Source organism: Pseudomonas sp. SDO5215_S409 (assembly GCF_054071325.1).
In genome coordinates this window covers 1-6,993 of record NZ_JBSVWN010000109.1, presented here as the reverse complement: position 1 = coordinate 6,993, position 6,993 = coordinate 1, and the positions used below count along the sequence as shown (strand labels likewise).

General features: G+C 62.1%; 7 protein-coding genes. 2 read left to right on the top strand and 5 right to left on the bottom strand.

All coding sequences use genetic code 11. The features are described from left to right. Positions 1-377 precede the first annotated feature (377 nt). The gene (locus ACW9H9_RS28010; protein ID WP_457346599.1) at positions 378-809 is read left to right on the top strand and encodes an acyl-CoA thioesterase; all 432 of its coding nucleotides are present in this window, start codon (positions 378-380) and stop codon (positions 807-809) included. A 40-nt stretch (positions 810-849) separates the two neighbouring features. Here the strand turns inward: ACW9H9_RS28010 and ACW9H9_RS28005 are convergent, their stop codons facing one another. From ACW9H9_RS28005 to ACW9H9_RS27990, 4 genes are all read right to left on the bottom strand, one after another. Further along, the gene (locus ACW9H9_RS28005; RefSeq protein WP_457346600.1) at positions 850-1,260 is read right to left on the bottom strand and encodes a YMGG-like glycine zipper-containing protein; all 411 of its coding nucleotides are present in this window, start codon (positions 1,258-1,260) and stop codon (positions 850-852) included. A gap of 210 nt (positions 1,261-1,470) precedes the next feature. Further along, complete coding sequence (locus ACW9H9_RS28000; protein WP_457346601.1) at positions 1,471-3,819, bottom strand: FdhF/YdeP family oxidoreductase; 2,349 nt, start codon at positions 3,817-3,819, stop codon at positions 1,471-1,473. Further along, positions 3,816-4,655 carry a formate dehydrogenase accessory sulfurtransferase FdhD gene (gene fdhD, locus ACW9H9_RS27995; protein WP_457346602.1) on the bottom strand — a complete coding sequence of 280 codons (840 nt, stop codon included), beginning with the start codon at positions 4,653-4,655 and terminating at the stop codon, positions 3,816-3,818. The genes ACW9H9_RS28000 and fdhD overlap by 4 nt, the downstream gene beginning before the upstream one ends. Positions 4,656-4,749: 94 nt before the next feature. Beyond that, entirely contained in the window at positions 4,750-5,637 is an 888-nt protein-coding gene (locus tag ACW9H9_RS27990; RefSeq protein WP_457346603.1) for a LysR family transcriptional regulator, read from the bottom strand. Positions 5,638-5,768: 131 nt separating this feature from the next. Here ACW9H9_RS27990 and lysM point away from each other — a divergent pair, with 131 nt between their 5' ends. After that, positions 5,769-6,209, top strand: a complete 441-nt coding sequence (lysM, locus tag ACW9H9_RS27985; protein WP_457346604.1) for a peptidoglycan-binding protein LysM — start codon at positions 5,769-5,771, stop codon at positions 6,207-6,209. A 42-nt stretch (positions 6,210-6,251) separates the two neighbouring features. Here lysM and yrfG read toward each other — a convergent pair whose 3' ends face one another. Next, complete coding sequence (gene yrfG, locus ACW9H9_RS27980) at positions 6,252-6,914, bottom strand: GMP/IMP nucleotidase (RefSeq protein ID WP_457346605.1); 663 nt, start codon at positions 6,912-6,914, stop codon at positions 6,252-6,254. Between the last annotated feature and the right edge of the window lie 79 nt (positions 6,915-6,993).

The window sequence follows — 6,993 nt, the reverse complement described above, 5'->3', positions numbered from 1 at the left end:
CAAGGCGCCTCACTCGTTCCCACGCTCCCGCGTGGGAATGCAGCCCGGGACGCTCCGCGTCCCGCACGTAGGCCGGTGCACCGGTGACGCAGAGCGTCACAGGAGGCATTCCCACGCAGGAGCGTGGGAACGATGGAGTTTCAAGTCGTTTGAGGTGAGCGATGTGATTCAGGCGGCTGTGCCGAATCTGTGCACGCTGATCTTCAAGGCGCCTCACTCGTTCCCACGCTCCCGCGTGGGAATGCAGCCCGGGACGCTCTGCGTCCCGCTCTCACGCCGATCAGGTTGTGTATCATCCCAGCCCCTCTACCGACATGCCTGAATGGGCCGAGGCTCATTTGAACGATCTGTAATTCCACTTCTCACGAGACTTGCCCATGCCCGACTCAATGCCCCAGCGCGCCGATTACCGCTACTTCCAGGCGATCACTACCCGTTGGCACGACAACAATGTGTACGGCCATGTGAATAACGTCACCTACTACAGCTTTTTCGACACGGCCGTGAATACCTACCTGATCGAACACGGTGGGCTGGATATTCATGACGGCGCGGTAGTGGGCTTTGTGGTGAGTTCGGCCTGCGATTACTTCGCCTCCATTGCCTTCCCGGACCGCATCGAGGTTGGTCTGCGGGTGGGCAAGCTGGGGGGCAGTTCGGTGCAGTATGAACTGGCGGTGTTCAAGGCTGGCGAGGACGAGGCCTGTGCGGCGGGGCGGTTTGTGCAGGTGTTTGTCGACAGGGTGTCGAACCAGCCAGCGGCAATGCCGGCTGCGCTGCGTGAAGCGCTGGAGCATCTGACGCTCTAGCGCTGCGCATCAACTGTGGGCTTGCCAGCGTCCACAGGGTTTAGCGGTGATGGCGGTTGTGCTTGTGCTTGCGATAACGGGCTTCATCGTTGCTCTGGTTGCCCATGTAGTTCCCCAGTGCGCCACCGGCGCCACCGCCTGCAGCCGCGCCTACCAGGGCGCCGGTGCCGCCGCCTACGCTGCGGCCCACCACGTTGCCGCCTGCAGCGCCCAATGCACCGCCGATGGCGGCCTGGCCACGGCTGCGCTTGTCTGCACCCACCGCGCTACCGCCCGCGCCGCCCAAGGCTGCGCCGATGGTCGAGCCGGTGTTGCCGCCCAGTTGCTGACCGACTACGGAACCCAACACCCCGCCCAACGCACCACCCACACCGGCTTCGGTGGTGCCACCGGCCATGGCGGCGCCACTGGCCAGTCCAAAGGACAACAGGAGAATCGAGGAGAACTTCATAGGGGAACCTCAGGAGGATGACGGCGCGATCCTGAGGTTGTATCAAGATGCTGACAATTGAAAACCGACCAGCGGTAGAGGCGTCGTAAAATTTTATAAGCCGCTGTTTTATATCAGGAACTTAAGTCTAAATTACCAGTCTTTAGCTTCTTCAGAACGGCCGCTTTTAGTTAAAAGCGGCCTTTTTCATGCCGATTGATCAACAAACAATCAGGCCGAGCGGGCCATGATCAGGCCGCTGTCGCTCGCCGCCTCCAGGCGGATCGCCACGAATTTCGACGTAGGCGTGTGGCTGCCGTCCCCGGTGCTTTCCAGCGGCACCAGCGGGTTCACTTCCGGGTAATACGCGGCGGCTTGCCCGGCCGGTATATCAAACGCCAGCAAGGTGAAGCCCTTCACCCGCCGCTCACGCCCGTCTTCCCACAGCGACACAATGTCGGCCTTCTGCCCCGGCTTGAAGCCGAGGCGGATGATGTCGGCCTCGTTGACGAACAGCACATCGCGCTGGCCCTTGACCCCGCGATAACGGTCGTCCAGGCCGTAAATGGTGGTGTTGTACTGATCGTGGGAGCGCATCGACTGCATGATCAGGTCCGGCACCTTGCCTGTGGCGTGGGTGCGTTCGTGGATCAGGTCTTTGGGCAGCACGTTCGGGCGGAAATTGGCGCGGCCCGACGGCGTGTTCCAGCGGCGTGCGCCGGCCGAGTTGCCCAGGTAGAAACCGCCCGGGTTTTTCACGCGTTCGTTGAAGTCTTTAAAGCCTGGGATGGTGTCGGCGATCAGATCGCGAATGCGCCCGTAGTCGGCCACCAGCCAGTTCCAGTCCACCGGCTTGCTGCCCAGTGTGGCGGCGGCGATACCGGCAAGAATCGCAGGCTCGGACTTCATCAGTGCCGACAGCGGCTGCAACTGGCCGTTGGAGCCGTGCACCATGCTGAACGAGTCTTCCACCGTCACCGCTTGCGGGCCGTCGGCCTGAATGTCGATGTCGGTGCGGCCCAGGCACGGCAAAATCAGCGCGTCTTTGCCGTGCGTCAGGTGGCTGCGGTTGAGCTTGGTGCTGATCTGCACGGTGAGGTCGCAGTTGCGCAGCGCTTCAAACGTGCGCGGGCTGTCCGGTGTGGCTTGGGCAAAGTTGCCGCCCAGGCCGATAAACACTTTGGAGCGGCCTTCAAGCATGGCGTGAATCGCTTCCACCACGTTGTGGCCGTTTTCACGCGGCACCTGGAACTGGAAGCGCCGCTCCAGTGAATCCAAAAAGGCCACGGGCGGGCGCTCGTTGATGCCCATGGTGCGATCGCCCTGCACGTTGCTGTGGCCGCGCACCGGGCACAGGCCTGCGCCCGGGCGGCCGATGTTGCCGCGCAGCAGCATCAGGTTGGCGATTTCCTGGATGGTCGGCACCGAATGGCGGTGCTGGGTGATGCCCATGGCCCAGCACATGATCACGTTCTTGCCTTTGGCGTACATGCGCGCCGCTTGCTCGATCTCGACCAGGGTGAGGCCGGACTGCTCGACGATTTCATCCCACGAGGTGTCGTCGATCTTGCCCAGGTAATCGAGGATGTTGGCCGTGTGCTCGTTGAGGAAGTCGTGGTCGAACACGGCTTCTTTGCCCTCGGCCTGCGCCTGGCGCTCCCACAACAGCAGGAACTTGGCCATGCCGCGCAGGATGGCCATGTCGCCGCCCAGGGCCGGGCGAAAGTAAGCGGTGTTGGTCGGTTTGTCGCCGTTGGTGAGCATCTCGAGCGGGTGTTGCGGGTGCTGGAAACGCTCCAGGCCGCGCTCCTTGAGCGGGTTGATGCACACCACCTGCGCGCCGCGCTTTACCGCTTCGCGCAACGGTTCGAGCATGCGCGGGTGGTTGGTGCCGGGGTTCTGGCCCCACACAAAAATCGCGTCGGCATGTTCAAAGTCGTCAAAGGTCACGGTGCCTTTGCCCACGCCCACACTCTGCGCCAGGGCCACGCCGCTGGCCTCGTGGCACATGTTGGAGCAGTCCGGGAAATTGTTGGTGCCGTAGGCGCGTACGAACAACTGGTACAGGTACGCCGCTTCGTTGCTGGCCCGGCCCGAGGTGTAGAACTCGGCCATGTCCGGGCTGGGCAGGGCATTCAAATGTTTGCCGATCAGGGCAAAAGCGTCTTCCCAACTGATGGGCGTGTAGCGATCGCTGTGTGCGTCATAGCGCATCGGCTCGGTCAGGCGGCCTTGGTACTCCAGCCAATAGTCACTTTGCTCCAGCAGCGCGGTCACGCTGTGCTTGGCAAAGAACGCCGCGTCCACCCGGCGCTTGGTGGCCTCCCAGTTCACCGCCTTGGCGCCGTTCTCGCAGAACTTGACCATGCCGCTTTCCGGCGAGTCGCCCCAGGCGCAGCCCGGGCAGTCGAAGCCACCGTTCTGGTTGGTCTTGAGCATCATGCGGATGTTTTTCAGCGCGTTGTCGCTGGTCAGCCACGCCTGCGCCACGCTGATGAGCGCGCCCCAGCCACCGGCCGCACCTTTATAGGGTTTGTAGCGGGGTACGGGTTTTTCGTCGGCTTGATGATGAGTGCTCACGCTTGATTCTCCATCGCTGGGCTATAGACCCGCGGCGCACTTTTCTGCGGCAGGTGGATGAGATTGAGGTTGTGCCGACGCGCCCATTGCAGGGCCAGGCCGGTGGGCGACGACAGGCTGACCAGGGTCTGGATACCGGCGCGCAGGACTTTCTGGATCAGTTCAAGGCTGCAACGGCTGGTGACAATTGCCAGCCCGCCTTCGGTCGGAATCTTTTGGCGGATCAACGCGCCGATCAGCTTGTCGAGGGCGTTGTGTCGGCCGATGTCTTCGCGGCCCAGCAGCAATTCGCCTTGGCTATTCATAAACACCGCCGCGTGCACCGCGCCGCTGTATTGGCCCAGGGGCTGGAAGGCGCTGATGCGTTGGCGCAGGCCGTCGAGCCAGGCGGCCGGGGGCAGGGGCGCGCCGGGCAGCACCTTGAGGTCGGGCAGTGCCTGTTCCACGGCTTCTACGCCGCACAGGCCGCAGCCGCTGGTGCCCGCCAATTGCCGGCGCTGTTGCTTGAGGTTCCAGAACGCGCGGCTGGAGATCTGCACCTGGGCGTACTGGGCCGAGCCCGAGCCGCTGAGTTTCAGATCATAAATGTCGCTAACGTCTTCGATAATGCCGCTGCCGATGCTGAACCCGACAATGAAGTCTTCAAGGTCAGTAGGGGTCACCAGCATCACCGCCTGGCTGATGTCGTTATAGGCAATCGCCAACGCCACTTCTTCGGCAAGCGCGGTGCTGGCCGATTCGGTGTGGTCCAGGGTGCAAAACTGATAGCTCTGGCTGGCGGCTGGCGCGGGCGTTTCAGGAGCGGGCGCCGCGCAGACTGGGCGCTTGGCGTTCATGGGGCATTACCGGCGGAGGGCTGAGTACTAAGCCTAGGCGCGACAAAGGGTCGCGTCTAATCACCTGTACTGATCTACCGATAGATGACGTCGATCAAGCCCCGGGTCGCGATTTCTGATAGAGCGCAAAGCACGCTTCTGCCAAGGCCGAACGGGGGGCGCCGCGGCGCATGATCAAGCCCAGGCGGGCCAGGGTGTGGGCATCGGCGATCGGTTGCAGGCGCAGGTTGTCGGTGAGAGCGTCCAGGCCCCCCTCCAGTGGCATCACGGCGCAACACAATCCGCCATGCACGGCCTGGAGCAACTGATGGACGGCGTCGGTTTGCAGCAACGGCTGCGGGTGCAGGCCCCGGCTGTGGAAGTTGTGGTCGATGGACTGGCGAAAGTGCATGCCGCTGGTGAGCATGCCCAGCGGCAACTCGGTCAACGCTTCCCAGCTCAACGGCGTGTCGCCAAAGTTGAAGAAGCGCTGGTCGTAGAGCAGGCCCATGCGGGTGTCGCCCAGCGCCAGGGCGTCAAACCGTTCAGTGTCCAGCCGCTCCAGGTAAGACACGCCCAGGTCCAGGCGGTTGCTCGCCAGTTGCTCAAGGATTTGCTCGGAGCTCAGCGACGACAATTCAAACCGCAGGTTGGGGTGTTGTGTGTGCAATTGTTGCATCAAGGCCAGCGGATCAAAGCTCGACAGCGGCACCACGCCCAGGCGCAACGTCCCCACCAGGTTGCCACGACAGGCCGCTGCTTCGGCCTGCAACCCGTCATAGGCCGCAAGCACCGTTCGCGCCCAGGCCAGCACCCGCTCGCCGGGCGCGGTGAACCCTTCAAAGCGTTGGCCGCGATTGACCAGGGGCAGGTCCAGTTCTTCTTCCAGGCTGCGCAGGCGCATCGACAAGGTGGGCTGGGTGATGTGGCAACGTGCGGCCGCTTGGCCGAAGTGACGGGTTTCGTCGAGGGCGATCAAAAATTTCAGCTGTTTGATGTCCATCTTCGCTCCCGGGTTTATTCCAATGGCGAGGGATTCTAGCGCGTTTGGGTCTTTGGTCGGCCAGGAACCGAAGTCTGTAGGACTGGTCTAGTCTTGGGCATCTGGAACTCACATACCAAGGAGAGCGCATCATGAGCATTTTTAGCTTTGTTAAGGAAGCCGGCGAAAAGTTGATCGACCTGCTGACGCCGGGTAACGCCAATGCGAGCGAGACATTGAAAGACCACATCGCCCAGGTGGGTCTCGGCAATCCGAATGTGCAGGCGACGGTCGAGGGCGACAAAGTGATCCTTACCGGCGAGGTGTCGAGCCAGGAAGAGAAAGAGAAAATCATCCTGGCGGCGGGCAATATCGCCGGGGTGGGCAGCGTCGAAGACCAGATCACCGTCACCGGCCCCGTGGCCGTGGCTGCGCGGTTTGTGGTGGTGAAGAAGGGCGACACCCTCAGTGCGATCTCGTTGGCGGTGTATGGCAGTGCCAACAAGTACCAAAAGATTTTCGAGGCCAACAAACCCATGCTGTCGCACCCCGACAAAATCTACCCGGGGCAGACCCTGCGTATTCCTGAATAACACGCGCTGTGGAGGCGGGCAGGCCCGCTTCCACACGGGGGTTCACAGGCCGATGAGCAACTCCCGGTAGCTGTCCAGGGCCGCAAACTCGCCGGTGTCTTTTGGCCCTTTGCGGCTGTCCGGTTCTTTGACTGCCAGCAAGTGCCCCACGCCAAAGTCCCGGGCACTGCGCAAGATCGGCAAGGTGTCGTCGATAAACAGGCTGCGCGCCGGGTCGAACCCGATGTCGGCGTGCAAGGCGTCCCAGAACTGCGGGTTTTCCTTGGCAAAACCATAGTCGTGCGAGCTGATCATCCGCTCGAAATACGGCGCCAACTCGATACGTTCCAACTTCAACGACAACGAATCGCGATGGGCATTGGTGATCATGATCACCCGTTTGCCCGCCCGTTTGATCGCCGCCAGAAACGTATCGGCGTCCGGGCGCAGGGCGATCAGGTCGGCGATTTCCACTTTCAGTTCGCGAATCGGGATGTTCAGCTCGGCGCTCCAGAAGTCCAGGCAATACCACTGCAACTGGCCCGCGTTACGCTCGAACAGCGGGTGCAGTTCCTGCTCGGCCATGGCCCGGCTCACCCCGTGCAACTGGGCATAACGCGTGGGCACATGCTCCAGCCAGAAATGGTTGTCGAAGTGCAGGTCGAGCAGGGTGCCGTCCATGTCCAGCAGGACGGTGTCGATGGCGTGCCAGGGCAATGGGGGCATGCAGAACTCTCACGTAAGAAAATAGGCGGATTCAACCGGTCGTCGCAACACTGGATTGTTGTACAGACTTTAGATACTC

Bases quoted from the DNA above. Each gene is read 5' to 3' on its own strand.
- fdhD (WP_457346602.1), bottom strand. From the start codon at position 4,655: ATGAACGCCAAGCGCCCAGTCTGCGCGGCGCCCGCTCCTGAAACGCCC.
- ACW9H9_RS27990 (WP_457346603.1), bottom strand. From the start codon at position 5,637: ATGGACATCAAACAGCTGAAATTTTTGATCGCCCTCGACGAAACCCGT.
- ACW9H9_RS28005 (WP_457346600.1), bottom strand. From the start codon at position 1,260: ATGAAGTTCTCCTCGATTCTCCTGTTGTCCTTTGGACTGGCCAGTGGC.
- yrfG (WP_457346605.1), bottom strand. From the start codon at position 6,914: ATGCCCCCATTGCCCTGGCACGCCATCGACACCGTCCTGCTGGACATG.
- ACW9H9_RS28010 (WP_457346599.1), top strand. From the start codon at position 378: ATGCCCGACTCAATGCCCCAGCGCGCCGATTACCGCTACTTCCAGGCG.
- lysM (WP_457346604.1), top strand. From the start codon at position 5,769: ATGAGCATTTTTAGCTTTGTTAAGGAAGCCGGCGAAAAGTTGATCGAC.